Source organism: Erysipelatoclostridium sp. An173, assembly GCF_963931465.1.
GTDB classification, from domain to species: domain Bacteria; phylum Bacillota_I; class Bacilli_A; order Erysipelotrichales; family Coprobacillaceae; genus Thomasclavelia; species Thomasclavelia merdavium.
Genome location: NZ_OZ007017.1, coordinates 1712937 through 1738114 on the forward strand (window position 1 = coordinate 1712937; position 25178 = coordinate 1738114).

Sequence of the window (25178 nt, forward strand, 5' to 3'; positions counted from 1 at the left end):
AAAATACATCTTAATAATATCGCTTTTTTACTTTAAAAAAGACGAGCCTAGCTCGTCTATTGACCTGATTGATTTAGTGTACTATTAGCACGATCAGTAGCTGCCTGGTCAACCACATTAGCTCCTGTAAAAGTAATTTCATCACTGCTTGGATGTTTAGTACCAAACATTGGAAAATTACTATCACCATTACTTGTCAAAACAAATTCAACATTGTATTGACCACGACCATTTGCAGTACCAAATAAATTACTATATACACTACCTTCTTCTTTTGTTTCACCTAACGAATCATCTAAAGTATGTAAGGCATTTGTTGCTAGTTGAATAGCAGTATCTGAAGTTGTATTATCAATAAAATCCATTGATATTTTAATGATTCGGCAATCAACTTCAATATTAACACTATTAATATTGCCATCTGCTTCAATTGTATCTTCAATACCATCAAACTTCGTTTCATCTATTGCAATTAACGAAGCACAACGATCACCATAAACCGGTCCCTCGTTGCTACCAGCTACAAATACATAAACAATAAAGATAATTATCAACAAAAGAAAGATAATCAATGCAATTTGCCATTTCTTTATTTTAAATTTTCCTTTTTTCTTTTTTTTCATCTTATTTTTACCATTTTTTGAATTAGCTGTAACAGAGCGATCATTTAAAGAATCCTGACCTTGAGAAACAGAAACATTACTTGTATTTTCAAAATCATCATCAAAGCTAAATCTTTTTTGAGACATACTTATCCCTCCTTTGATAATTGTACCAAATATCTTAATATTTGTACATTATGAAATTCTCTGTTTTAATAACTCTACTAATAATTTGTTACTAACTGCAGGATTTGCTTGACCACCTGTTTTTTTCATAATCTGACCAATTAAAAATCCAACTGCACGATCTTTACCATTTCGATAATCTTCAATTGATTGGCTATTAGCATCTAAAACTTCATTAATAATAACAGTTAATTCTTCTGGTGAAGATATCTGTTTCATATTATTTTCTTCAATAATAATTTCTGGATCTTTACCTTCTTTTATTAAAATCTCAAATACTTTTTTACCTTGTTTACTTGAAATTGTACCATCTTGAATATAATTGATCATTTTAGCTAAATATTCAGGTGCCATTTTAGTATCAGTAATAATTAAATTATTTTTATTTAGATATGCTTGCACTTCACCTAACATCCAGTTACAAGCAATTTTGTAGTATTTAGTATGTTTAACTACAGCTTCAAAAAAATCAGAGATTTCTTTAGTTTGAACAAGAATCAAGGCATCAGTTTTAGGAATTTTATACTCATTGATATAACGTTCTACTCGAGATTCTGGCATTTCTGGAATTCTAGCAATAATATCTTCAACCCATTGATGATCTAATCTAATTGGTAAAATATTTGGTTCTGGATAATATTTGTAATCTACAGCATCACCTTTAGCACGCATTACAACTGTTTCTTTTTTATCTTCATCATAACGACGTGTTTCTTGAAGTACTTCACCGCCGCTAATTAATACTTTTTCTTGACGTGCTACTTCGTATTCAATTGCTTTTTGTACATTAGAAATAGAATTTAGGTTTTTAATTTCTGTTCTAGTTCCAAATTTATCACTACCAAATGGACGAATCGAAACATTAACATCACAACGCATTGAACCTTCTTCCATCTTAGCATCACTGACATCAGTAAATAATAAAATTTGTCTTAATTTTTCTAAGTATGCTGCAGCTGCTGCACCGCTACGAATAGTAGGACGGGTAACTATTTCTATCAAAGGAATTCCAGCACGATTATAATCGATTAAAGAATAATCATCAAAATGTAATTGTTTTGCTGTATCTTCTTCCATATGTAAACGTTCAATTTCAATAACTTGCTTTTGACCATTTACCTCAATATTCATTGTTCCATTACGTCCTATTGGATGACGATCTTGAGTAATTTGGAAACCTTTAGGTAAATCTGAATAATAATAGTTTTTACGATCAAAACAAACTAATTCATCAATTTCCATATTTAAAGCACTACATACTCTAATAGCATATTCAACACCCGCTTTATTTAAAACCGGCATTGCTCCTGTCATTCCCAAATCAACAATGTTTACATTAGTGTTTGGTGCTTGACCAAATGTTACCGGGGCACCCGAAAACATTTTTGATTTTGTTTTAAGTTCACAATGGACTTCTAAACCAATAACTGTTTCAAAATTCATCTTTTCTTACCCCTCTCTTGAATATTGATTTGCAAAACCAAGTGCTTGTTCTAAAGCATATGCCGCATTTAATACAGTTTGTTCTTCAAAAACTCGCCCCATTAAATTAACTGCAATCGGCATTTTATCACTAAATCCAGAAGGAATAGAAATACTTGGTGTTCCTGCAAAATTTCCTAGTGCTAAATGATTTTCTAAAATAATATATTCATCTGACAAACGATCATCATTAGCTTCATCTAATTTTGGTGCTACACTACCACTATTAGGTGTTAAAATAATATCATATTCACTATAAATTTTATTTAATTCTTCAACAATTAAACGACGTACTCGTTGTGCTTTTCTAAACATTCTTTCTTGATTTTCTGTTGCTAAAGCTAGGTTTCCTAGAATAAAACGACGTTTAATATGAGCCCCAAAACCATCAGTTCTTGAGTTGATCATTACTTCATCTGTTGAACTTCCAGGCTGGCGGTCACCATATTTAATACCATCTAAACAAGAATGATTACTTGTTGCCTCACTATTTGCAATAATTGTATATGTTGGTAAGATTGCTCTAGCTAAATATTGAGGAATAGTTACTTCACCAACTTCAGCTCCTAATTCTTTTAAAGTTGCAATGACATGTTCAAAATTTTCTTTAATATCTTTATTTCTAATTTCATCACTAACTGTTGTTAAAACAGCAATCTTCATTCCTTTAATATCATTAGTTAAATTTTCTAAATAATGAGGTACTGGTAGATTACTAGAAGTCATATCACGATCATCACGACCTGCTAATGCTTCAGTTACAATAGCCATATCACGAACATTTCTTGTAAATGCTCCCACATGATCTAAACTTGAAGCATAAGGGATTACTCCAAAACGAGAAATTCTACCCCATGTTGGTTTAAAACCAACTACACCACAAAAACCAGCTGGTTTACGAATTGAATCACCAGTATCACTACCTAAAGCAAATGGTACAACACCACTTCCTACTAAAGCCGCACTTCCACCTGAAGAACCACCGGCAATTCTTGATGAATCCCATGGATTGAAAACTGGCCCTGTTAAGGCAGATTTATTAGTACCACCCATAGCTAATTCATCCATACTTGATTTTCCAATTAAACTAATTCCTGCTTCATATAATTTATCAACAACAGTTGCGTTATAAACTGGAATGTAATCTTCAAGCATTTTACTAGATGCTGTTGTCTTAATTCCTTTAGTATTATAATTATCTTTAAACACACCAGGAATTCCTTTTAAAATTTCATTTTCTTTTACATCTAAATTTTCAATATTTTTCAATGCTTCATCTTTAGTAACTGTTACAAAAGCATTAAGTCTTTTTTGTTGAAAATCTACTTCTTCAAATAATTCTTGATAATATTCTTTTACATCAATTTCATGATTAACAAGTTTTTGATGCAATTCTTCAATTGACATTACTTTCATTATTTTACCACCTTTGGAACTTTAATTTGATTATCTTCAACGCATTTAGCATTCTTTAAAACATCTTCACGACTAATAATATCTACTGGTTCATCCTCACGTAAAAAAGTTGTTTCAATTTCATAAGGATAAGCCAACGGTTCAACACCCTCTGTATCAATTTTTTCCAATACAGCAACATGGTTCATGAAGATATCATACTCTTCTATTAACTCAGGCATTTCTTCATCACTGATATTAAACATTGTCTTAAGTCCCAGCTTTTTTAACATTGCTTCTTTATTTTCCATACTTTCCTCCTAATATAATAAGATACTTCTAGCATCTTCACCCTGATCTTTAATAATAATCGCTTCTAATTGATCTTGCGAACTAACTTGTACTGTTATATCAAAGTCATTACTAAACTGTGAATTAACCTCATCAGCAGCCGTTTCAACTAAATAAACCAATTCAGTATAGGTTTTAACATTTACATTAATATTAATTCTCATTGACTGAATTTCACCATCTTTATAACGACCATAACCAACTACACCAACGGCTTCAAATGAAGCGTTCTTCATATTATTTTTAAATATTTCAAACTGTGAATATGTTTCTTCATCAGCTTGTGAAGCTTCGCTGCTTGTAAATAAGTAAGTATGGTAGTCTAATGTTTCAATATCGCCAAGGCTTCCATCACAATAACTTTTTAAAATATATCTTCCATCAATATCACTTTCATTAGTATTGGTTGCATAATAAACAGTTATAAGAAGCGGTTGATTTTTTAATTCTTTAAAACCACTAATAGCATTTTCATCATCTTCATTGTAATTTTGAATTTCTTCATAAAGATTTCTAATTGTCTGTTGTCCAAATTCAACTACTGCAGATTCATCCATATAACTTAACAAAGCATCACCACTAGCATCTGTTGGATCAAGAACAATTGCTAGACTAGCACCTTTTAAAACATAATCATCACCAGATTTTTGATAAAAATCTTGTTCATAGATAGTTGTAATCATATTAGGACTATCGATACCCCCAATAGCTGTTCCAGCTTGATTTTCTAATGTATGAGGATATTTATCAGGATTACTGTCATCACGCTCTACTAATTGAGCAACATTTGAACGAGTTAAATTTTGTCCTTCAGACATATAATAATCATCAGTAGAAAAATACTCGGTTGAAATTGTCTGTAATTCTCGTCCTATCGTTTGAAAATCATCAGTATTTCCAAATGAGTTATAATAATCATCGCGCTTTTCATATCTATCTAATTTTACAATTCGGTAAAAATCTTCATCTAAACTATCAGCCGATGAAACATCATTAGCTGTTTGAGTTTCTACTGTTTCTTTAGCATCACTACATCCCGCTAACAACAAAACTAATACTAATAAAGTAATCAATTTTTTCATATTGGCAGTTTCCTCCTTTATAGAGTGCATTATAACACTATTTTAACTACTTCACCATTTCTAGTAAAGTTTCTTCATTAATTACATCAATTCCCAAACTTTGGGCTTTAGTAAGTTTACTCCCGGCATTTTCCCCTGCTAATAGATAATCTGTTTTTTTAGAGACTGAACCAGCTACTTTACCACCATGTTTTTCAATCAAAGCAGCTGCTTCTTTTCTAGATAAATTTGGTAAAGTTCCTGTTACTACAAATGTTTTTCCATCAAAACGATCATCACTATCTTCATCTTCGATTATTTCCATATTAACCCCATAATTTTTTAATCGCTGAATAACTTCCTGGTTATAAGGATTTTTAAAATAATCAATGATTGCCATGGCACTAATATCTCCAATATCATTAACTTCAATCAACTGAGCATAAGATGCATTCATTAAGTTATCAATACTTTTAAACTTCTTCATTAAGCTTTTAGCAGCCGCTTTACCGACATTACTAATTCCAAAGCTAGTTAATAATTTAGTAGCATCATTATTTTTGCTACCTTCAATAGCATTCAATAAATTATCAGTACTTTTTACCAAACCAATAATTTTTTTATCCAGCAATTCTTGTCGTTTATCGATTAGTCCATAAATATCACTAATATCTTTAATATAGCCATGATTTACTAAAGTTTCAACATAAGCTAGTCCAAAACCTTTAATATCCATAGCATCACGACCAACAAAATTAACGATATTCTTTACTAATTTACTTGGACAATTATCATTAGTACATTTAATATCGGCATTATCACCATAACGAACAGCTGGAGCTCCACAAACTGGACAAGTATTTCCAATATGATATGGAACACTATCTGCAGGTCTTTTTTCTTTGATAACTCGTTTTACTTTAGGAATAATTTCTCCTGATTTATAAACAACAATAGTATCACCTATTCTAATATCTAAATCATCAATAAAATCCTGATTATGCAAAGTAGCTCGAGAAACTGTAGTACCACATAAACGAACTGGTTCAAAAATAGCTGTTGGCGTAATTCTACCGGTTCTTCCTACCGATAATTCTATGTCTAATAATTTAGTTTCTTTTTCTTCGGGAGGATATTTATAAGCAATTGCCCATCGTGGTACTTTTGAAGTTGAACCTAATTTTTGACGATCTGCAAAACTATCAATTTTAACTACTGCTCCATCGATATCATATTTTAATTTATCACGATTTTCACCAATGGCCTCGATGGCCTTCCAAACTTCATCAGCAGTTTTACAAATATAATAATCTTCAATTATTTTAATTCCTTGTTGTTTTAAATATTCATATCCTTCACTATGACTGACAAACTGGCGTCCACGGGCATCTTGAATATTGAAAACAAACATTGATAAATTACGTTGTTTAGTTATGGCACTATCAAGCTGTCTTAATGTTCCAGCAGCACAATTTCGTGGGTTAGCAAATAATTTTTTACCCTTAATTTCCTGCATTTCATTTACTTTTTCAAATGCTTCATTAGTCATATAGACTTCACCACGAACCTCAAGATATTCAATTGGATCTTTTAATTTCTTTTTTACATCCTTGATTACTCGAGCATTAGCGGTTACATCTTCTCCTTGAAGAACACCATCACCACGAGTTACCGCTAAATTTAATTTTCCATCTACATATCTTAAAGCCATTGATAAACCATCTATTTTATATTCAACAACAAATGTTGGATCATCAAGCTGTTCTTGCATTTGTTCAACAAATTCATAAACTTCTTCTTTAGAAAAAACATCTTGTAAAGATAACATTGGTACATTGTGACGAACTAATACCCCGGCTTCTCTTTTAGCACTTCCCCCAACTTTTTGAGTAGGTGAATCACTAGTAATATATTCAGGATGTTTTTTTTCAAGCTCTTTTAATTCTTGCATCATCATATCATATTCATAATCACTTATTTCCGGATCATCTTGATTATAATAACGATCATTATGATATAAAATCTGCTTTTTCAATTCTTCGTATCTATTTAGATCATTCATTATCTCACTCCTAATTAAATCTTTACCATTATACCAAATTACTTTACAGGATAAAACAATAAAAATTCTATATTTACTTAAAAAATCTAAATAATTAGCTTACAACAATAAAATGAGGCTAAAACCTCATTTTCTCCCACAATTCAATTTTCTCTAATGGACTATATTCACTATGAACCATAACTGCCTCATTTATATTTGTTAAAAATTCACCATTAATATTTACCCTTTGATAGCCAATGACAAACCAAAAATCAGTTTTTATTCTCTTAAAATATTCTCTATTAGCAACAAGAACAAATCCATCATCACAATTTAAATCATATGCATATTTAGTTAACTGTTTGATCAATATTCTAATTGCTGGTTTTATCATTTGCTTATTAAATATTCTTACTTGGTAGACTAATAATAGTTTTCCTCTTGAACTATGACTATATCGATATTTACTAGCTAATATTTTCTTATCATCATACCATAAATAAATATCATTATCTAAAATAGTAAATCGATACCGTCTTTGTAAAATATCTTTAGCCATTAAACAATCTTCATCACTAATTACATCATTACTCTGGACTAAATAAAAACCATAATTTTGAGCCAAATACCAATAATCCTCATCGTCAATAATAACAAAATCAGTTACTTCTGGATGATTATTTAAATATTTAGTAATCCCATCTAATTTATCCTTGCCATAAGCAATATTTAAATAAAAATCTTTTAATCCCGCCATTGCCAATAATCCAGGCATATTTTTTTCATTATATGAATGAATCCATGAGCTTTCCATTACGATTTTACTATCAGTAGCAAGTAATAAATTCTTTATTTTTTGCATGGCTAAAGTAGACCAGCACGTATCTACTACATACATATCATAGCTATCTAAATAACTCATATTATATTTCTGTCTATGTTTTTTTGCAGTTTCCAGGTAATATTGCTCGTCATAATGTCCAATTCTTTCAGGATGTAATACCTCATGACCATTATTTTCTGTTGGCGAAATAACACCATCGATATCTAAAAAAACTATTTTAGTCATAGCAAGAGCTCCTTTTTTTAATTATAACAAAAAAAGCACACTTAGTGCTTAATTTGTTAGCTTCTTTAATGCCTTATGATTAGACATCAACGTCTTTAAACCAGCTGGCAATTCAAAAGCAATATCTAATGTTCGGTCGTTGACTTTAACAACAACACCTTTTCCAAAGGTATCATGAACAACAAAATCACCAATTGCCCAATCACTAACTTCATTATTTCCAATCAGTTCTTCTTTACTACTTGCTGTATTGATATAATTAGAAGTCTTAAATCTTGCTTTAGTTCCAACGTGTTTAACCCCTTCAACACCCATTTCATCAATGAAACGACTAGCAATTTTAGGTGAATCAGTTACAAAACTAAAACCTTCACTATCTGTCAAAAATAATTGTTTTTTAGCTCTAGTAAAAGCTACATAAGCTAAACGCCGTTCTTCTTCTAAACCATCATCAGACTCACTTAATGTTCTAAAGCTAGGAAAAATACCTTCTGACAACCCTAAAACAAATACATAATCAAATTCAAGACCCTTAGCCATATGAATCGACATTAAGCTTACATATTGACCATCATCTAATTTATCATTATCAGTATATAAAGATATTTCTTGTAAATAGTTTTCAATTGTCGCTAATTCTGGATTTTGATTAACAAATGTATAAATTGAGTTTTGTAATTCTTGAATATTATTAATTCGGTTATCTTCTAAATCTCTTTTTAACATATCAATATATCCAACATCTTCAATCAAATTCTCAAACATTTGATGTAATGGTAATTTTGATTGTTTTGCAGTTTCAATCGCTTTAACAAATTTTACGATTTCTTTTTTAGCTTTACCTGATAATTTAATTTGATCACTAAATAATGTTAATGCTTCATATAAACTAACCTGGTTATTTAAAGCTACTAACTGAATATTTTCTAGTGTTTTTTTACCAATACCACGAGCAGGAACATTGATGATTCTTTCAAAAGCTAGATCTTCATCATTACATACTAATTGTAAATAACTTAAAGCATCTTTTACTTCTTTACGGCTAAAGAATTTTAAACCACCAAAAATCCGATAGTCAATACCATGTGATATTAGTGATTGTTCTATTGTTCGTGATAAATAATTTGCCCGGTATAATATAGCAAAATTACGATAATTAACACCATCGACTTCACTAATTATTTTTTCAATTTGACCACAAATATAATCCGCTTCATCCTGTTCATTTTTTCCAGTATAATGAATAACTTCAGCGCCACCTGTTTCTTGAGTATAAAGATCTTTTTTTAAACGATTTTGATTTTTTCTAATCAAATTATTAGAAACATTCAAGATATTTCCAGTAGAACGATAGTTTTGATCTAAAATAACTGTTTTACATGGTTTAAAATCTTTATCAAAATCCAATATATAATTAACATCAGCCCCTCTAAAGGAATAGATAGTCTGATCAGGATCTCCAACAACACAAGTAATTGCATATTTTGACATTAATTTAACAAGGCGATATTCAATGTTTCCAACATCTTGAAACTCATCAACATGAATATATTGAAATTTACGTTGCCATTTTTCTAATACATCAGGGTAATTTTCAAATATATATACTGTTTTTAATAACAAATCATCAAAATCAAGCATAAAATGATTTTCTTGATAATCAACATATTCCTGATAAATCTTAGCCTTTTTTATCTCACCTTCAAATTGACCAGCTAATTCTAAGGCTCTTTGTGGTGAAACATTAGCCATTTTATAATTTGAAATAGTTGTTAACATACTTTTTAAACTGATTGCTTTAGAATCAATTGTCAATTTATTATAAATCTTTTTTAACAAAGCTTTTTGGTCTTCTTCATCCATTATCATAAAATTACTTGGATAATTAATAACATTTATATGCTGTCTTAAAATTCTTACACATAATGAATGAATAGTACAAATCAAAGTTCCCATACTATGAGGACCTAATAAATTAGCAACTCTTTCTTTCATCTCATTAGCTGCTTTATTTGTAAAAGTTATTGCTAAAATCTTATAAGGAGCAACACCAATTTCATCAATTAAATAAGCAATCCGGTAAGTTACTACCCTAGTTTTACCAGAGCCAGCACCAGCAATTATTCTAAGATTACTATCTAGATAAACAGCTGCTTCTTTTTGATTTTTATTTAATAATTTATCTAAATCCATTTAACCACCACCATTTTTACATTATATAATATCTTTAAAATAAATGATATATCTTAATTTTCATTTTATTTTAAAATAAAGAGAGAATTGGAAAAGCCAATTCTCTTTATTTATTAAAACTGATGTGAACGTCCGACAATTTCGTTAATATCATCAACACCAAGTTCTACTAGTAAATCTTCTAATTCTTCAATAATTTTTTTACAAGCATACGGATCAATTAAATTTTGGCAACCAATTGCTACAGCACTAGCTCCAGCAGACATCATTTCAATAACATCACGACCGCTTCTAATACCACCCATACCGATTACTGGAATTTTAACTGCTTGACTAACCTGATAAACCATTCGTAAAGCAACTGGGAAAATTGCTGGACCAGAATATCCTCCGGTTTTATTAGCAATAATTGGTTTACCAGTTTTAAAATCAAATCTCATTCCAACTAAAGTATTAATCATCGTAATTCCATCAGCACCAGCACTTTCTACTGCTTTTGCCATTTCAACAATATCAGTTACATTAGGTGATAACTTAACATAAACTGGTACTTTTGAAACCTCTTTTACTCGTCTAGTTAAATCTGCAGCCATTTCAGGATTAGTACCAAATTGAATTCCACCACTATGAACATTTGGACAAGAAATATTTAATTCTAAAGCCCCTACCATGTCATGAGTTGAAATTAATCTAGCTGTTTCAACATAATCCTCAGGTGCACTACCACCGATATTAGCAATTACTTTATCTTGATAAAGCGGTCTAAGTTGTTCTAACTCTTCATTCATTACCGCTTTAACACCAGGATTTTGTAAACCGATGGCATTAAGCATACCGCTAGGTCCTTCTGCAATTCTTGGTAAAGGATTACCATAACGAGGTTCTAATGTAGTTCCTTTAAGCATTATCGATCCTAAAATATTAATATCATAAAATTTTGTAAATTCATAACCAAAGCCAAAAGTTCCACTAGCTGGAATTACTGGATTTTTCATTTCTAATCCTGGCAATGATACTTTTAAATTAACCATTAACAATCACCTCATTACTTTCTAGAATTGGTCCTTCAACACAAATTCGTTTATATGGCTTAGTTTTTACTTTACATGAACATCCCATACAAGCACCAAATCCACATCCCATTCTAGCTTCAAATGATAATTGTCCATTTTCTGGATAATTTAATGCTAATGCATCCAACATTGGTTCTGGTCCACATGTATAATATTGATCAAATGTCAAATTTTCATTTTTTATTACATCAACTACAGTACCATTTGTACCAACACTACCATCCATAGTAGCAATATATACTTTAGAAAATTCTGCAAATTTTTCTTGATAAAAAACATCTTTAGCACTATTAAAACCTAAAACAGTAACTACTTCATGACCAGCTGCAGCTAGTTTTTTACCTAAATTATATAGAGGTGGTGTTCCTAATCCACCGCCAATAAGCAATGCTTTACCATCACGGATTGTAAAACCATTTCCTAAACCAATTAAACAATCTAATTGGCTACCAATTTCCTTATCTTTTAAAATCGTTGTCCCTTCACCAACAACTTTAAAAACAATTACGATATGATTATCATCATAATCACTTATTGACATTGGACGTCGTAAATATGGTTGCAAACTATCGTTTATTTTAATATTAATAAACTGACCTGGGGCACTAATATATTTAGCTCCATCACCCTCTAAAACCATTTCATAGACATCATCAGCAATATTATTAATTGCTGTAATTTTCATCATTCCTTGAAAGTTCGCCATAATTTCCTCCTAAATTTTAGTTATCTTACCATCTAAAACATGATACTTCAATGCCCCAAAACATTTTGTTTGTAAAAATGGTGTATTGGTTGATTTTGACTTAATACTTTCTTTTGTAATTAAATATTCTTCATCAAGATCAAAAACTGCTAGATTAGCCTTATATCCAACCTCTAAATCATGTTTAATTCCAATTACCTTAGCCGGATTAATACTCATACATGCTAATACTGTTTCTAAAGGAATAAGACCTTTTTTTACTAGATAAGTATACATTAAACTAAATGCATGCTGGCTACCAATAATTCCAAAAGGTGCCTTAGAGATATGCTGTTGTTTTTCATTTTCAGCATGAGGAGCATGATCAGTAGAAATTACTGTTACAACTCCTTCATTAATTCCTTCAATTAAAGCTTCAAGATCTTCTTTGCTTCTAAGAGGTGGATTCATTTTATAATTTGGATTTAAATCTTTAATATTTTCATCTGTTAAAATTAAATGATGCGGACAAGCTTCCCCACTTACAAGCGGATTAGTTTGACGTGCTTTTTTTAAAGCCGCAACAGTTTCTTTAGTCGAAATATGACAAATATGATAACGATTTCCTATTTCGTTTGCTAACTGTAAATCACGCATCGCATGTTTATATTCAGAAGCATTATTAATACCAACAAGATTATTTTCTTTAGAAAAATCTCCTAAATTAACACAAGCTCCCGGCTGTAGTTCACTTTCATCTTCACAATGAGCAACAATAATGCTATTAACTGATTTGGCTGCTTTCATTGCTGCTTCCATCATTTCTGTAGATTGAACTCCTCTACCATCATCAGAAAAACCAGCGACGATATCTTCTTGGCTATTTGCTTTAAAATCTACTAATTCTTGACCTTTTAAATCAGTAGTAATTGCACTATATGTATAAGTATGAATCTTAGCATCTTTTTTTACCCGATTAGCAAAATCTCTAATTGTTTCAACATCATCCATACAAGGTTTAGTATTAGCCATTGCTACAATATGACTATAACCACCATATTTAGCACTATTTGTTCCTGTTGCAATTGTTTCTTTGTGTTCAAAGCCCGGTTCTCTTAAATGAACATGAAGATCTACAAAACCTGGTGTTAATAGTTTTCCTTGTAAATCAATTACTTGATCACCTTCATCAATTGATTTTGCAACTTTTGAAATTAATTCATCTTCAATTAATACATCCAATTTTTGTAATTTTCCATGGTAAAATACATTACCATTTTTAAATAATGTCTTAGTCATTGCTTAAAACCCGATTTAATAATGCCATCCGTACATATACACCATTTGTCATTTGTTTAAAAATACGACTCTTTGAACATTCAACAATATCATCAGCAATTTCTACATTGCGATTAAATGGTGCTGGATGCATTATTATTGCTCCTTTCTTCATTTTATCAACTCGTTTTTGATTTAATCCAAACATATCATGATATTGTTCAGTTGTTAAACGCATTAATTCATGATGACGTTCATGTTGAACTCGTAATAACATTACAATATCTACTTCTGATAATATCTTATCAAAATCAACATAGTTGTATCCTGGTTCTTCAAATTGTTTAGGTCCACTTGTATATACTTCCATTCCTAAACGTTTCATAATTTCATAGTTACTATGAGCAACTCGTGAATGAACTATATCACCAACAATTACGATCTTTAAACCTTCAAAATGTCCAAATTCTTCACGAATTGTCATTAAGTCCAATAAAGATTGACTAGGATGATTTCCAGTTCCGTCACCACCACTTACAACTGGTATGCTAATTCGTCCTACTAAATCATTATAATAATTTTCTTTAGGGTGTCTAATTACAACAGCATCACATCCAATTGATTCAAAAAATTTAACAGTGTCATAAAGGCTTTCTCCTTTTTGAACACTAGAATTTGCTGCTTCAAAATTTTGAGTTCGACAGCCAAGATTAAAAGCAGCTTTATCAAAACTATAATGAGTTCTTGTTGATGGTTCAAAAAATAAGTTTGCAACAACTTTTTGACCCTTAAAGTCAACTTTCTTCCCTGCTTTAAATTCTTCTGCTTCATCTAAAATCTGATTGATTTCATCAACCGAGAAATCTTTTAATGTAAATACGTTCATCTGTTTGCCTCCATAAAAAATACCTCTTGCGAGGTATAATTGGGAAATAATATTCATTATACCCCAGTTGCCTTATTTCTTTTTTCATCATATCAAATTAATGTTCATTTGACAATTAATATCCATCAAAAATAAGTTTAATTAAAACAACTAAAGTATTATTATTCATATTTTTTTTGTAGCGCTGCTTCCACACATGGTGGCACTAGTCCAGCGACACTACGATGATGACTAACCATTTCTTTAACCGCTGATGACGAAATAAAAGAATGTGATGGTTTAGTCATTAAAAAAACCATATCTACTTCTTTATCTAAATATTGATTAGAAAAAGCTAATTGTAATTCATATTCAAAATCCATAGTAGCCCGAATACCACGAACTAAAATTTTTGAACCAACATCACGAGCATATTCTACTGATAATTTATCTGAAGCATCAATAATTACATTTTCAAAATCTTTACACGCTTCTTTTAATAATTCTTTACGTTCTGCAACTGTAAATAATCCCTGTTTATTAGGGTTAATACAAATTGTTACATATAAAGTATCAAACATCCTGCTAGCTCTTTCAATAATATCAAGATGCCCGTTAGTAACTGGATCAAAAGTTCCCACATATACTGCAATATTTTTTTTCATTATCTTACCCCGTATTTAAAAATATTTAAAGCAGTAATTCCATATTGATATTTTTTTACTAATTGTAAATTATCAAAGGCTGGAAAAACTACTTCCTTTAACTCTTCAACAACAACTATACAATTATCTTGCAACATTTTTTTATCAATCAAAAATTCTAAAATCCCATTTACCATATTTTTACCATATGGTGGATCTAAAATAACTAAATCAAATTTAATTTTCTCATCAGCAAATTTATGCAATGCCTTTTGATAATCAAGTTTAAATACTTTAGCATTATCAAGTTTCAATAACTCAAAGTTTTCCTTTATAACTTTAAAAGCAGCATATTGTTTATCAACACTATATAATTGATGACACCCTCTTGATAAAGCTTCAATTCCTAAACCACCACTACCAGCAAATAAATCTAAAACTACCCCTCCATCAAAATAAGGACCAATAATATTAAACATATTTTCTTTATTTCGATCAGTTGTTGGTCTAGTCAAATTAGATTTAACTGTCTTTAATTGTCTACTTCGATATTTACCTGCTATAACTCTCATATCTTAAAATTCATATGGTGATAAGTCTAATTGCTTGGAAATATTACCAAAAACAATTTTTGTGATTTGTTCTAGAAAATCATTTAAATTATGATATTTTTGATAATAATCAATAATGACCGGATTTTCACCAATCTCCTTTTTTAATTTTCTAATTTCATTTTTTATCTCTTGATTATCTATATATTGCTCATATTTTTTTAAATCTTCATATTCACTTAATTTATCTTGATATTCCTTCAATAATGATTCAATATCATCATCATGCAATTTCTTTTCAGCTTCAATATAATCAAGATAACGCTGATCTAATTTAATTTGTTCAATTAATCTATCTAATATCTCTTCCACTTTACATCATCATTTCTATCATATTTATTAACATTGATACCTGTTCAATTTTATCAATAAATGCTTTATTCTTACCATCTTTGTACTCTTGAACTAAACGTGAATACTCTTTAGGATATCTAGATAAGATAAGATACCATTTAGGATTATACCGTAAATAGTATCTTATCTGATCATTCATCGTACCATTTTCTTTCATGCTCTGGCTCTTTTCTTTCAATAAAAGTATTAACTACATTCAATACTTTTTCTAAAGAAGTTAAACTGTTAGATAAAGCATTTAAATCAATGTTTTTAATAACATCAATAAGTACATTTAAATTTAAATTACCATTTGTTTTATATGGTTGCCAGAATTTATCATCTTTTCCATACATTACATAAATTTCATACAATTGCTGCCATGTATAGCGGCCATTTAATACATCCTGTTTTATACTAGGGATTGTTTTTAAAAACTCTTTAAACTCATCCATAAAATCACCTAGTATATTATATGTATCTACATTGATTCGGTGTCTAATTTTTGACGATTATAACGAGCGATAATCGCTTGGGCAATTCCGATAGCTACAAATGCTGTAACAGTTGATGATCCCCCTGAAGAAATAAATAATAAAGGAACCCCTGTCATTGGAATCAAACCAGAAACACCACCTAAATTAATTAATAAATGTAAGAAAAAATAAGATGCTATTCCTAATAAAATAATTCTAGATTTATTTTCTTTTATTTTTTGTGAATAATTTAATAATTTAAAAATAATAATACATGTTGGAATTATAATTAGTCCTAACCCGATTATTCCTAATTCTTCATAAATTATTGCTCCAATAAAGTCATTATGGGCTTCAGGGATGTACCCAAATTTTTGAGTCGAATTTCCTAACCCTAACCCAAATAAACCACCATTTTTAAAAGCAATCAAAGCATTAACTAGCTGTTGACTAGTGTTATAAGGATCAGATAGCGGATCTAGCCAGGCAGTAATTCTGCTTACCTGGTACCCTTTTAATACTGTTGTTCCCACAATTAATAAAATAACCGCACATAAAGCAATAAAAGCCCAAACCATTCGTTTATACTTTTTAAAATACTTACGCGGGGTAGCAATAAAACAAACAAAACAAATCCCAACAATTATTACCGTTGTTCCAAAGTCATTTTGGATAATTAACCCTACTAAAGCAGTAATTATTACTAACATCATTGGTAAAAAGACACAATTTAAAAACTTCTGTTTATAAAAAGCACTTTTTACTTCCTGATTTTTAAATCTTCCTTTAACAACAAAAGCTTTATCACTTTCTGTTAAAAAATAACTCATAATTAAGATCATTGCAATTTTCATAAATTCAGCCGGTTGAATACTAAACAAACTGCCAAATTTGATCCAAGCATGTGATCCTTTTGAATCACTCCAAAAAATACAAATAAGCATTAGGAAAATTCCTAATAAAAATAAACGCATTGACGAACTATATGTTATATACCTTGTCTTAAAAACTCGGGCAATAAAAATCATTACCCCCGCTCCGGCAATTACGAAAACAGTTTGACTAATCATATTCTTCAATGCATAAGTCACACCATATCTAGTTACACTTCCTACTGAAGCTGAACCAATCATAATAATACCAAATACTGCTAAAATAAAAGTGCTCAAATAAATACTCTTATCAACACCACGGCTTTTAAATAATTCTTTAATTTTTCTAATTCCAGCCATTTTATTTACCTAAACGAATAAAATCTTGTTCTTTTGCCGCTTTAACAACCTGGTAAATTGAATAATGAGACACTTCATAAAATTCCTTATCAATTTGTTTTTCAGCACTTTTACTATCAACAATTTTTTTAAACTTTTGATATGCAGCCATAAATTCTTTTTTACTAATTCCACTTTCATACGCTTTTTCAACTGTATTATATAATCCAATAACATCGATTATCTCTTCAGTTGACCATGTATAATCTAACGGATAGTTATATTCCATATTCTCACCTCTTAATGTTTTATATTATAACTGAAAATTTATCGATTATCTACAATAACCCAAACAAAAGATAAATATTAGAATATGATATACTAAAGGAGGCGATAATATGAACTGCGGATTTAATTATTCTGGTTGCGGATGCAATAGCTATAATCCTTTTGTTACTAACCCATTTAGTTGTTGTGGATGCAATAGCTGCTCAACTGGTTTTTCTAATTGCGGTTGTAGCTGTGGTAGTTGCGGTGGTTTTGGTTCTACAAACTGGTTTGCAATTGTATTAGTAGTATTTTTATTATTAATCATTTGCGGAAATTCTAGAATTAGAGTCGGATAACTATTTATTTCACCTCATTTTGTGATATAATACTATCAGAATTTTAAATGAGGTGAAAATTTATGATAACAATGCAGGATATAATCGATGATAAAAATAAATTAATTCGTGAAGTTTCTAAAGAAGTAGAATTACCTCTTAGCGATGAAGATCGTAAACTGCTTTTAGATATGCATGAGTTTTTAGTCAATTCTCAAGATCCTGAAACATCTGAAAAATATGATTTGCGACCTGCAGTCGGAATCGCTGCTATTCAGTTAGGAATTCCTAAACGTATGTTAGCTGTTCACGTCTTAGATTTTGATGAAGAAGGAAATGTTACTAAAGCTGATGATTATGCTTTGGTAAATCCAAAAATCGTTTCTTACACTGAAAAAAAATCTTATTTAAAAGATGGTGAAGGTTGTTTATCAGTCAATTATGATGTTCAAGGATACGTACCACGCTACGCCAAAGTTACTGTTAAAGGTTACGATGTTTTAACTGATCAAGAGGTAAAAATTGTAGCTAGAGGCTTTTTATCTATTTGTTTACAACATGAACTAGATCATTTTGAAGGCGTTTTATTCTATGATCGAATTGATAAAGATAATCCATTAATGCCAATTGAAAATGCATTGATTATAAAATAAATACTGATATCATTTTGATATCAGTATTTTTTATTATTGAATTTTAGCAAAAGCTTGTTTTAAATCAGTGATTAAATCTTCAACATCTTCCAAACCAACTGACATTCTAATAGTTTCTTGTTTTACTCCACCAGCTAATCGTTCTTCTTCAGACATTTGAGCATGTGTAGTACTTGCAGGATGAGTAAGTAATGAACGTGAATCAGCAAAATTAGTTACATGAATAAATAATTTAATATTATTAATAACTGTTTTACCACCTTCAACGCCACCTTTAACACCGAATGTATATAATCCACCAAAACCATTAGGGAAATATTTTTTAGCTAATTCATAATTAGGATTATCAGGTAATTCAGCATAGCTAACCCATTCAACATCAGGACATTCATTTAAAAATTTAGCAAGAGTTCGTGAATTTTCAACATGTTTTTTCATTCGAAGTGATAATGTTTCTAACCCTAATAATGTCATATAAGCATTAAATGGTGACATACATCCACCTAAATCACGTAAAGTTTTTGCTACTGCTTTAGTACAAAATGCTCCTTGTCCTAAATTAGCATAAACGATATCATGATATGCTTTATCTGGTGTATTAAATAATGGATAACGTGGATTATCTTTCCAGTTAAAATTACCAGAATCTACAACAATACCACCCATTACATTACCATGACCAGCTAAATATTTAGTAGTTGAATAAACTACCAAATCAGCCCCATGTTCGATTGGTCTAAATAAATATGGTGTTGGTGTTGTATTATCGACAACAAATAAAATTCCATATTTTTTAGCAATGGCACTAATGGCATCAAAATCAAGCATATCACCATTTGGATTTCCTACAGATTCAACAAAAATAATTTTAGTTTTATCATTAATCAATTCTTCAAGAGCTGTTAAGTCTTTAGGATCTACAAAATGTGATTTAAATCCCATTCCTGTCATTGTTCCTGATAAAGATCCAATTGTTCCCCCATATAAGTTGTTAGCAGCAATAATTTCATCACCACTTTGACAAACTGTCATGATCATTCCCATGATGGCTGCTGTTCCAGAAGCAAAAGCTACTGCATCAACACCACCATCTAATGCTGCCATTCTTTTTTGTAAAGCATCAACAGTAGGATTTGATAATCGTGAATAAAAATATCCCCCTTCTTCTAATGCAAAAATTCTAGCTGCTTGATCAGCATCTTCGAATGTAAAAGCATTTGATAAATATAGTGGCAATCCTGTTGCTTTTGTTACTGGGTCAGGTTGTTGCCCGGCATGTATTTGTAGTGTTTCAAAACCATATTCTTTATTATCCATAATAATTCCTCCTAAAATTGATAAAATTGTATCATAGATATTATCATTTTTCTATATATAATCTTGGATTTAATTATTTATCTACAAATTAAAAAAGACAATAAATCCAGTTAGCTAATCAACTGAATTATTGCCTTTAATAATAATCACGTACTATATTAACCATATCTTCTATATATAATCGAGCCCCATCAATTACACATTGATCAATTTCTTTTAACTGCTTAAATGTTAATTTAAATGAATATTGTTCTCTCATCAGTGGTAAATTAGTTTCCTGACATAATTTAATCATATTGGTCATTTTATGATCATTTAAATAGAAAGCATTAAATAGTGCAATATTATGGACATTTTTTCGATCTAAATTTTTAATAAAATTTTCTAATTCACTATCTTTTCTTACTGAATCATCAAAACCAATCAGTAATAAATCAATAGTAGCATTTTTATCAAAATCATTAATTGATTTAGCATATGTTTTAACCCAGCGAGCCATCGCTTCGGCCACTGGTTTAATATGTTTGGATTTATTCGTATATATTACTTCTACTCTCATCGATATCACCATTTTTATTTTAAATTGCTAATGTGAACTATATGTTAACCATATTAAAATTATAAACGATAAATTTTTTCAAATCTATATTTTAATTATATAAATCAAAGAATGTGGCACAATATTATTTGAGGTGTAAATAATGGTCAAAAAAATCATTTTAATTGTTTTTTCACTCCTTTTCCTTAGCAGCTGTGTCAAAGGAGATGTAAATATTAAATATACTAATCTAGAAAAAGCTAATTTAATTATTGAATTATTATGCCAGAAAGAAATACTTTCTACATATGATACAACATTAGAAGATATTCAAAATAAACTTGCAGTAAACCAGTTAAAAAACTGGCAAATTAAAGAATTAAACGAATCAATCAATGGTGTAAGTTATGCCGGTTTTGCTCTTAATGCCCCAGATAATATTAATAACATGCTATTAAATTATATTAGTTATGATCAAGAAAATAATACCTATCAAGTACTATTTCCTAAAGATCTTATTGACAGTTTATTAAATAGCAGTGAATTACAAGACATCAATAATTCATCTCTTTTATCTTTAGAAAATATGGGATTAGAAATTAATTTAAAAATTTCTCTACCGGGTAAAATCACGGAAACTAATTACGGTAACATAAACAACAACGAAGTTAAAATCAATTTATTAGATTTTATTACGCAAAAACAAACAACCGAAATTAAAATCACCTCTAGTAAACAAAATTTTGATAGTCGCCTAATAAATATTCTTTTAATTATTATTTTAGTAACATCTTTATATTTCTTATTACGAAAAAAGCATTAACTACTTTTTTTTAATGTCTAAAAATGTTAGAATGTGTTCGTAATAAAGGAGAATAAAATGAAAAAGAGAAATTGTATTATTGGACAATCTGGAGGACCCACAATAGCAATTAATGCAAGCTTAGCTGGTATCATCCATAAAGCAAAATCAACAGCAGAATATGAAAATGTCTATGGAATGATCAATGGTATTAAAGGACTTTTAGAAGGCCGTTATATGGACTTATTAAAAGAGTTTGATACCGGAGAAAAAATTAATGCTTTAAAACAGACTCCAGCGATGTATTTAGGATCTTGTCGTTTTAAATTACCTACATATAAAGAAAACGAAGAAACTTATGTCAAATTATTTGAAATCTTAGAAAAATTAGAAATTACTGATTTTTTCTATATTGGTGGTAATGATTCTATGGATACTGTTATGAAATTAGATGATTACGCTCAATCAATCAATAGCCCAATTAAATTTATCGGTATTCCTAAAACTATTGATAATGATTTAATGGGAACTGATCATACCCCTGGTTTTGGTTCAGCAGCTAAATATGTTGCTTCATCAATTCTAGAAGTAGTTCATGATAGTTTAATTTATCAATTACAATCAGTTACGATCATTGAAATCATGGGACGTAATGCTGGCTGGTTAACTGCAGCAGCAGCATTAGCTCGAAATGAATATAATGATGCCCCTGATTTAATTTATCTACCTGAAGTTGTCTTTGATAAAGATAAATTCTTAGATGATATCCGTGAAGTATTTAAACGTAAACGTTGTGTTGTTATCGCTGTTAGTGAAGGAATTAAAGACAAAGATGGTCATTTCCTTGATGATAATTCAAAATACGCTAAAAAAGATGCTTTCGGTCATGTTCTTCACTCAGGAACTGGTAAAATGCTTGAATCCTTAGTATTTAAAGAATTCCAATGTAAAGTACGTAGTATTGAATTAAATGTTCTACAAAGATGTGCTATGCATATTGGAAGTAAAACTGATTTAAATGAATCTTTTGTAATTGGTCAAAAAGCAGTAGAAACTGCAATGACTAAAAAATCTGGTCAAGTAATGGGATTTAAACGAATTTCTAATAACCCATATGTTATTGACTATATTTCTACTGATGTTCGTGAAGTAGCTAATTTAGAACAAAAGATTCCTACTGAATGGATCAATGATGATCATAATGGTATTACTAAAGAACTATATGATTATTTATTCCCATTAATTCAAGGTGAAGTTCATATTACTTATAAAAATGGTATTCCAGCTTATTATAGCTGCAAACATTTAAATCATTAAAATAGTGGTTAATGCAACCACTATTTTTTTAACCATATTTTTTTTAATAAACTTACCGCTTCATCAATATCACTTTCTAGGATTCCAGAAAATGAAAGTGCTAATTGATTACTACTGTTTTTAGTAACATTTATATTATTCCTTTTAGCAGTTTCAATATAATAATCTATTAAATCATCTTCTATTGCCATTGTGATTTTAAGAGCTGTTTCATATAATTCAAAATGATGATTAGGAAAAGCTTTCTTCAATTCATTTAATAAATGATTTCCTTTAAAACGATAGTGCTTACGCAAACGTTTTAAATGCCTAGCTAATTGACCATCTTCAATATACATTGCTAAAGCTAATTGTTCTAGTTTTGAAGCAGTTTGATGATAATCATTAACTTTTAAAAGAAAATCACTTACTAAATTATTTGGTAAAACCATATAACTAATTCTAATTGATGGTAACAACAATTTAGAAAAAGAACCAATATAAAATATCCGATCATTATCTAATTTAGACATCGCATCAATTGGTTTACTATTAAACTTCAATTCACCATTATGATCATCTTCAATTATATAAACATTATTAGCACGAGCATAATTAATAATTTCTAATCGTCGCTGTTGTTTAATAGGATGACCATGATATCCCCCTGAAGAACTATTTAAATAAAGCAGTTTTAAATTAGTCCGCTGCAATCCTTCAATCGTTATTCCCTGATCATCAACTGGTAGTTTAACAACTTGCATATGGCAGTCATGAAAAACCGCTTCAGCCTGTTTAAAACCGCCTTCTTCTATACCTACTAAATTATCTTTTTTAAATAAACTGCAAATATGATATAAAAGAATTTGAAAACCAGCTCCAATGATATAATGGTCAACTGGTCGACTCAATCCTCTAAATTCATGACAATATTGCTGTAAAGCTGCTCTTAAAGCCTTTTCCCCTAGAGGATCGCCATAGCACATTAAATCATCAGTTTGATTCAAAGCTTTTTTTATGTATTTTTTCCAAATATCTAAATTAAAACTTTCATTATCGACTAAACGTCCACTAAAATCATAACGATAGGTATGATTATCTAATGCTAATGAATTTTCTGCTTTAACTGTTTTTTTTGATTGATTTTGATATTGAACATCAACAAAATAACCAACTTTTTCTTTAGCAAAAATATATCCTTCGACCAATAATTGTAAATATGCGCTTTCTACCGTTGTCCTGCTTACATCTAAACGTTTAGCCATTTGTCTAATTGATGGTATTTTTTCCTGATATTTTAAATAACCATTTTCGATATCATCGATGATTGTTTGATAAACTTGTAAATATTTATAATCTTTCATAATCAGTCCCCTTTAAAATTATTATAAATAACAATTTTTTCCATGACAATGAAATAAATTTATTATTTCTCTACCATCTTTTCATAAATAGTGGTATAACTAAAAAAAGGATGTGAATTTATGAGTATTAAAAAAAGTGTTTTAGAAACAATCGGAAAAACACCATTAATTGAAATAGAACGTTATAAAGCAGCAAAAAAAATCAATAATAACCTATTTGCGAAAGTAGAATTTTTCAATCCTGGTGGCAGTGTCAAAGATCGTGTTGGTCTAAAATTAATTAAACAAGCTTATCAAGATGGATTAATCAATGAAAAAACTACTATTATTGAACCAACTAGCGGAAATACTGGCATTGGTTTAGCAATTGCTTGTGCCATCTATGGTAATGAGTTAATTTTAACTATGCCAGAAACGATGTCAATTGAAAGACAAAAATTATTAAAAGCTTATGGTGCTAAAATCGTACTGACTTCAGCCAAAAAAGGAATGCAAGGTTCGGTTGATAAAGCTAACGAATTAGCTGATAAAATTGAAAACAGTTATATTCCTGGTCAATTTGTCAATCCTAATAATCCTCTAGCTCATCAAGAAAGCACTGCTTTAGAAATCATAGAAGATTTTAATGATGACATTGATTATTTTGTTGCTGGTATTGGTACTGGTGGAACTATTACTGGAATTGCTCGGGTTTTAAAAGAAAAGTATCCAGATATTAAAATAGTTGGAATTGAACCTGAAGATTCGCCATTAATTTCTAAGGGAAAAGCTGGTCCTCATGATTTACAAGGGATTGGAGCAAATTTTATTCCTGATATTTTAGATTTAGATTTAATCGATAGTATTATTACCGTTTCTAGTGAAGATGCATATCAAGCATCAAGATTATTAGCTAAAAAAGAAGGTTTATTAGTGGGTATTACTGCTGGAGCTGCTTTACATGGTGCTAGTAAATTACCTGGTGAAGATAAAAATATTGTTGTTTTATTACCAGATACTGGTGAACGTTATTTATCAACTGAATTATTTAAATAAAAAAGATGC

General features: G+C 29.9%; 27 protein-coding genes. 5 read left to right on the top strand and 22 right to left on the bottom strand.

Annotated elements, in window-relative coordinates:
* Positions 1-56: 56 nt before the first annotated feature.
* From ABGT36_RS08595 to ABGT36_RS08685, 19 genes are all read right to left on the bottom strand, one after another.
* The gene (locus tag ABGT36_RS08595; RefSeq protein WP_087300188.1) at positions 57-749 is read right to left on the bottom strand and encodes a hypothetical protein; all 693 of its coding nucleotides are present in this window, start codon (positions 747-749) and stop codon (positions 57-59) included.
* 48 nt (positions 750-797) lie between these two features.
* Entirely contained in the window at positions 798-2231 is a 1434-nt protein-coding gene (gene gatB, locus ABGT36_RS08600; protein WP_087300190.1) for an Asp-tRNA(Asn)/Glu-tRNA(Gln) amidotransferase subunit GatB, read from the bottom strand.
* A 6-nt stretch (positions 2232-2237) separates the two neighbouring features.
* Positions 2238-3686, bottom strand: coding sequence for an Asp-tRNA(Asn)/Glu-tRNA(Gln) amidotransferase subunit GatA (gene gatA, locus ABGT36_RS08605; RefSeq protein ID WP_308697800.1), 1449 nt, complete (start codon positions 3684-3686; stop codon positions 2238-2240).
* Complete coding sequence (gene gatC, locus ABGT36_RS08610) at positions 3686-3976, bottom strand: Asp-tRNA(Asn)/Glu-tRNA(Gln) amidotransferase subunit GatC (RefSeq protein WP_346677649.1); 291 nt, start codon at positions 3974-3976, stop codon at positions 3686-3688. The genes gatA and gatC overlap by 1 nt, the downstream gene beginning before the upstream one ends.
* 9 nt (positions 3977-3985) lie before the next feature.
* Complete coding sequence (locus ABGT36_RS08615) at positions 3986-5098, bottom strand: CamS family sex pheromone protein (RefSeq protein ID WP_087373283.1); 1113 nt, start codon at positions 5096-5098, stop codon at positions 3986-3988.
* 46 nt (positions 5099-5144) lie between these two features.
* The gene (ligA, locus tag ABGT36_RS08620) at positions 5145-7139 is read right to left on the bottom strand and encodes an NAD-dependent DNA ligase LigA (RefSeq protein WP_346677650.1); all 1995 of its coding nucleotides are present in this window, start codon (positions 7137-7139) and stop codon (positions 5145-5147) included.
* A 118-nt stretch (positions 7140-7257) separates the two neighbouring features.
* Positions 7258-8190, bottom strand: a complete 933-nt coding sequence (locus ABGT36_RS08625) for an HAD domain-containing protein (RefSeq protein ID WP_346677651.1) — start codon at positions 8188-8190, stop codon at positions 7258-7260.
* Positions 8191-8238: 48 nt separating this feature from the next.
* Positions 8239-10383 (bottom strand): ATP-dependent helicase, encoded by a 2145-nt coding sequence (locus ABGT36_RS08630; RefSeq protein ID WP_346677652.1) that lies wholly within the window; start codon positions 10381-10383, stop codon positions 8239-8241.
* A gap of 113 nt (positions 10384-10496) precedes the next feature.
* Positions 10497-11414: a dihydroorotate dehydrogenase gene (locus tag ABGT36_RS08635; protein WP_087300204.1), complete on the bottom strand. Its 918-nt coding sequence runs from the start codon at positions 11412-11414 to the stop codon at positions 10497-10499.
* Positions 11407-12162, bottom strand: a complete 756-nt coding sequence (locus tag ABGT36_RS08640; RefSeq protein WP_087300206.1) for a dihydroorotate dehydrogenase electron transfer subunit — start codon at positions 12160-12162, stop codon at positions 11407-11409. The genes ABGT36_RS08635 and ABGT36_RS08640 overlap by 8 nt, the downstream gene beginning before the upstream one ends.
* 9 nt (positions 12163-12171) lie before the next feature.
* Positions 12172-13440, bottom strand: a complete 1269-nt coding sequence (locus ABGT36_RS08645) for a dihydroorotase (RefSeq protein ID WP_087300208.1) — start codon at positions 13438-13440, stop codon at positions 12172-12174.
* Complete coding sequence (locus tag ABGT36_RS08650; RefSeq protein WP_346677653.1) at positions 13433-14305, bottom strand: aspartate carbamoyltransferase catalytic subunit; 873 nt, start codon at positions 14303-14305, stop codon at positions 13433-13435. Before ABGT36_RS08650 ends, ABGT36_RS08645 begins: the two co-directional genes overlap by 8 nt.
* A gap of 161 nt (positions 14306-14466) precedes the next feature.
* Entirely contained in the window at positions 14467-14949 is a 483-nt protein-coding gene (gene coaD, locus ABGT36_RS08655; RefSeq protein WP_087300212.1) for a pantetheine-phosphate adenylyltransferase, read from the bottom strand.
* Positions 14949-15500 carry a 16S rRNA (guanine(966)-N(2))-methyltransferase RsmD gene (gene rsmD, locus ABGT36_RS08660; protein WP_087373269.1) on the bottom strand — a complete coding sequence of 184 codons (552 nt, stop codon included), beginning with the start codon at positions 15498-15500 and terminating at the stop codon, positions 14949-14951. The genes coaD and rsmD overlap by 1 nt, the downstream gene beginning before the upstream one ends.
* A gap of 3 nt (positions 15501-15503) precedes the next feature.
* Entirely contained in the window at positions 15504-15851 is a 348-nt protein-coding gene (locus ABGT36_RS08665; RefSeq protein WP_087300216.1) for a YlbF family regulator, read from the bottom strand.
* Between the two features lies 1 nt (position 15852).
* Entirely contained in the window at positions 15853-16050 is a 198-nt protein-coding gene (locus tag ABGT36_RS08670; protein ID WP_239404279.1) for a YlbE-like family protein, read from the bottom strand.
* Positions 16025-16327, bottom strand: coding sequence for a spore coat protein YlbD (gene ylbD / locus ABGT36_RS08675; protein WP_087300218.1), 303 nt, complete (start codon positions 16325-16327; stop codon positions 16025-16027). Before ylbD ends, ABGT36_RS08670 begins: the two co-directional genes overlap by 26 nt.
* 26 nt (positions 16328-16353) lie before the next feature.
* On the bottom strand, positions 16354-17580 hold the full coding sequence (locus tag ABGT36_RS08680) for an FtsW/RodA/SpoVE family cell cycle protein (RefSeq protein WP_087300220.1): 1227 nt from the start codon (positions 17578-17580) through the stop codon (positions 16354-16356).
* A 1-nt stretch (position 17581) separates the two neighbouring features.
* Positions 17582-17848: a UPF0223 family protein gene (locus tag ABGT36_RS08685; protein WP_346677654.1), complete on the bottom strand. Its 267-nt coding sequence runs from the start codon at positions 17846-17848 to the stop codon at positions 17582-17584.
* A 109-nt stretch (positions 17849-17957) separates the two neighbouring features.
* Between ABGT36_RS08685 and ABGT36_RS08690 the strand changes: the two genes are divergently transcribed.
* Positions 17958-18185, top strand: a complete 228-nt coding sequence (locus ABGT36_RS08690; RefSeq protein ID WP_087373267.1) for a hypothetical protein — start codon at positions 17958-17960, stop codon at positions 18183-18185.
* Positions 18186-18247: 62 nt separating this feature from the next.
* Complete coding sequence (gene def, locus ABGT36_RS08695; protein WP_087300226.1) at positions 18248-18817, top strand: peptide deformylase; 570 nt, start codon at positions 18248-18250, stop codon at positions 18815-18817.
* A 33-nt stretch (positions 18818-18850) separates the two neighbouring features.
* Here def and ABGT36_RS08700 read toward each other — a convergent pair whose 3' ends face one another.
* Together ABGT36_RS08700 and ABGT36_RS08705 are read right to left on the bottom strand one after the other, a co-directional pair.
* The gene (locus ABGT36_RS08700) at positions 18851-20134 is read right to left on the bottom strand and encodes an O-acetylhomoserine aminocarboxypropyltransferase/cysteine synthase family protein (RefSeq protein WP_087300228.1); all 1284 of its coding nucleotides are present in this window, start codon (positions 20132-20134) and stop codon (positions 18851-18853) included.
* A gap of 136 nt (positions 20135-20270) precedes the next feature.
* Positions 20271-20693, bottom strand: coding sequence for a hypothetical protein (locus ABGT36_RS08705; RefSeq protein WP_087373264.1), 423 nt, complete (start codon positions 20691-20693; stop codon positions 20271-20273).
* A gap of 142 nt (positions 20694-20835) precedes the next feature.
* On the opposite strand from ABGT36_RS08705, the gene ABGT36_RS08710 reads away from it, so the two are divergent.
* Together ABGT36_RS08710 and ABGT36_RS08715 are read left to right on the top strand one after the other, a co-directional pair.
* The gene (locus ABGT36_RS08710; RefSeq protein WP_346677655.1) at positions 20836-21495 is read left to right on the top strand and encodes a hypothetical protein; all 660 of its coding nucleotides are present in this window, start codon (positions 20836-20838) and stop codon (positions 21493-21495) included.
* 57 nt (positions 21496-21552) lie between these two features.
* Positions 21553-22791 (top strand): 6-phosphofructokinase, encoded by a 1239-nt coding sequence (locus ABGT36_RS08715; RefSeq protein WP_087300234.1) that lies wholly within the window; start codon positions 21553-21555, stop codon positions 22789-22791.
* A gap of 20 nt (positions 22792-22811) precedes the next feature.
* Here the strand turns inward: ABGT36_RS08715 and ABGT36_RS08720 are convergent, their stop codons facing one another.
* Complete coding sequence (locus ABGT36_RS08720; protein WP_346677656.1) at positions 22812-24134, bottom strand: PLP-dependent aminotransferase family protein; 1323 nt, start codon at positions 24132-24134, stop codon at positions 22812-22814.
* Positions 24135-24254: 120 nt separating this feature from the next.
* Between ABGT36_RS08720 and cysK the strand changes: the two genes are divergently transcribed.
* Positions 24255-25169 (top strand): cysteine synthase A, encoded by a 915-nt coding sequence (gene cysK / locus ABGT36_RS08725; RefSeq protein WP_087373256.1) that lies wholly within the window; start codon positions 24255-24257, stop codon positions 25167-25169.
* Positions 25170-25178: the final 9 nt, after the last annotated feature.

Bases quoted from the DNA above. Each gene is read 5' to 3' on its own strand.
- ABGT36_RS08595 (WP_087300188.1), bottom strand. From the start codon at position 749: ATGTCTCAAAAAAGATTTAGCTTTGATGATGATTTTGAAAATACAAGT.
- ABGT36_RS08625 (WP_346677651.1), bottom strand. From the start codon at position 8,190: ATGACTAAAATAGTTTTTTTAGATATCGATGGTGTTATTTCGCCAACA.
- ABGT36_RS08645 (WP_087300208.1), bottom strand. From the start codon at position 13,440: ATGACTAAGACATTATTTAAAAATGGTAATGTATTTTACCATGGAAAA.
- ABGT36_RS08640 (WP_087300206.1), bottom strand. From the start codon at position 12,162: ATGGCGAACTTTCAAGGAATGATGAAAATTACAGCAATTAATAATATT.
- ABGT36_RS08680 (WP_087300220.1), bottom strand. From the start codon at position 17,580: ATGGCTGGAATTAGAAAAATTAAAGAATTATTTAAAAGCCGTGGTGTT.
- gatB (WP_087300190.1), bottom strand. From the start codon at position 2,231: ATGAATTTTGAAACAGTTATTGGTTTAGAAGTCCATTGTGAACTTAAA.
- ABGT36_RS08715 (WP_087300234.1), top strand. From the start codon at position 21,553: ATGAAAAAGAGAAATTGTATTATTGGACAATCTGGAGGACCCACAATA.
- ABGT36_RS08720 (WP_346677656.1), bottom strand. From the start codon at position 24,134: ATGAAAGATTATAAATATTTACAAGTTTATCAAACAATCATCGATGAT.
- gatA (WP_308697800.1), bottom strand. From the start codon at position 3,686: ATGAAAGTAATGTCAATTGAAGAATTGCATCAAAAACTTGTTAATCAT.
- ylbD (WP_087300218.1), bottom strand. From the start codon at position 16,327: ATGGATGAGTTTAAAGAGTTTTTAAAAACAATCCCTAGTATAAAACAG.
- ABGT36_RS08615 (WP_087373283.1), bottom strand. From the start codon at position 5,098: ATGAAAAAATTGATTACTTTATTAGTATTAGTTTTGTTGTTAGCGGGA.
- ABGT36_RS08690 (WP_087373267.1), top strand. From the start codon at position 17,958: ATGAACTGCGGATTTAATTATTCTGGTTGCGGATGCAATAGCTATAAT.
- rsmD (WP_087373269.1), bottom strand. From the start codon at position 15,500: ATGAGAGTTATAGCAGGTAAATATCGAAGTAGACAATTAAAGACAGTT.
- ABGT36_RS08650 (WP_346677653.1), bottom strand. From the start codon at position 14,305: ATGAACGTATTTACATTAAAAGATTTCTCGGTTGATGAAATCAATCAG.
- ABGT36_RS08700 (WP_087300228.1), bottom strand. From the start codon at position 20,134: ATGGATAATAAAGAATATGGTTTTGAAACACTACAAATACATGCCGGG.
- ABGT36_RS08705 (WP_087373264.1), bottom strand. From the start codon at position 20,693: ATGAGAGTAGAAGTAATATATACGAATAAATCCAAACATATTAAACCA.
- ABGT36_RS08685 (WP_346677654.1), bottom strand. From the start codon at position 17,848: ATGGAATATAACTATCCGTTAGATTATACATGGTCAACTGAAGAGATA.
- ABGT36_RS08710 (WP_346677655.1), top strand. From the start codon at position 20,836: ATGGTCAAAAAAATCATTTTAATTGTTTTTTCACTCCTTTTCCTTAGC.
- def (WP_087300226.1), top strand. From the start codon at position 18,248: ATGATAACAATGCAGGATATAATCGATGATAAAAATAAATTAATTCGT.
- cysK (WP_087373256.1), top strand. From the start codon at position 24,255: ATGAGTATTAAAAAAAGTGTTTTAGAAACAATCGGAAAAACACCATTA.
- ABGT36_RS08630 (WP_346677652.1), bottom strand. From the start codon at position 10,383: ATGGATTTAGATAAATTATTAAATAAAAATCAAAAAGAAGCAGCTGTT.
- ABGT36_RS08670 (WP_239404279.1), bottom strand. From the start codon at position 16,050: ATGAAAGAAAATGGTACGATGAATGATCAGATAAGATACTATTTACGG.
- ABGT36_RS08635 (WP_087300204.1), bottom strand. From the start codon at position 11,414: ATGGTTAATTTAAAAGTATCATTGCCAGGATTAGAAATGAAAAATCCA.
- ligA (WP_346677650.1), bottom strand. From the start codon at position 7,139: ATGAATGATCTAAATAGATACGAAGAATTGAAAAAGCAGATTTTATAT.
- gatC (WP_346677649.1), bottom strand. From the start codon at position 3,976: ATGGAAAATAAAGAAGCAATGTTAAAAAAGCTGGGACTTAAGACAATG.
- coaD (WP_087300212.1), bottom strand. From the start codon at position 14,949: ATGAAAAAAAATATTGCAGTATATGTGGGAACTTTTGATCCAGTTACT.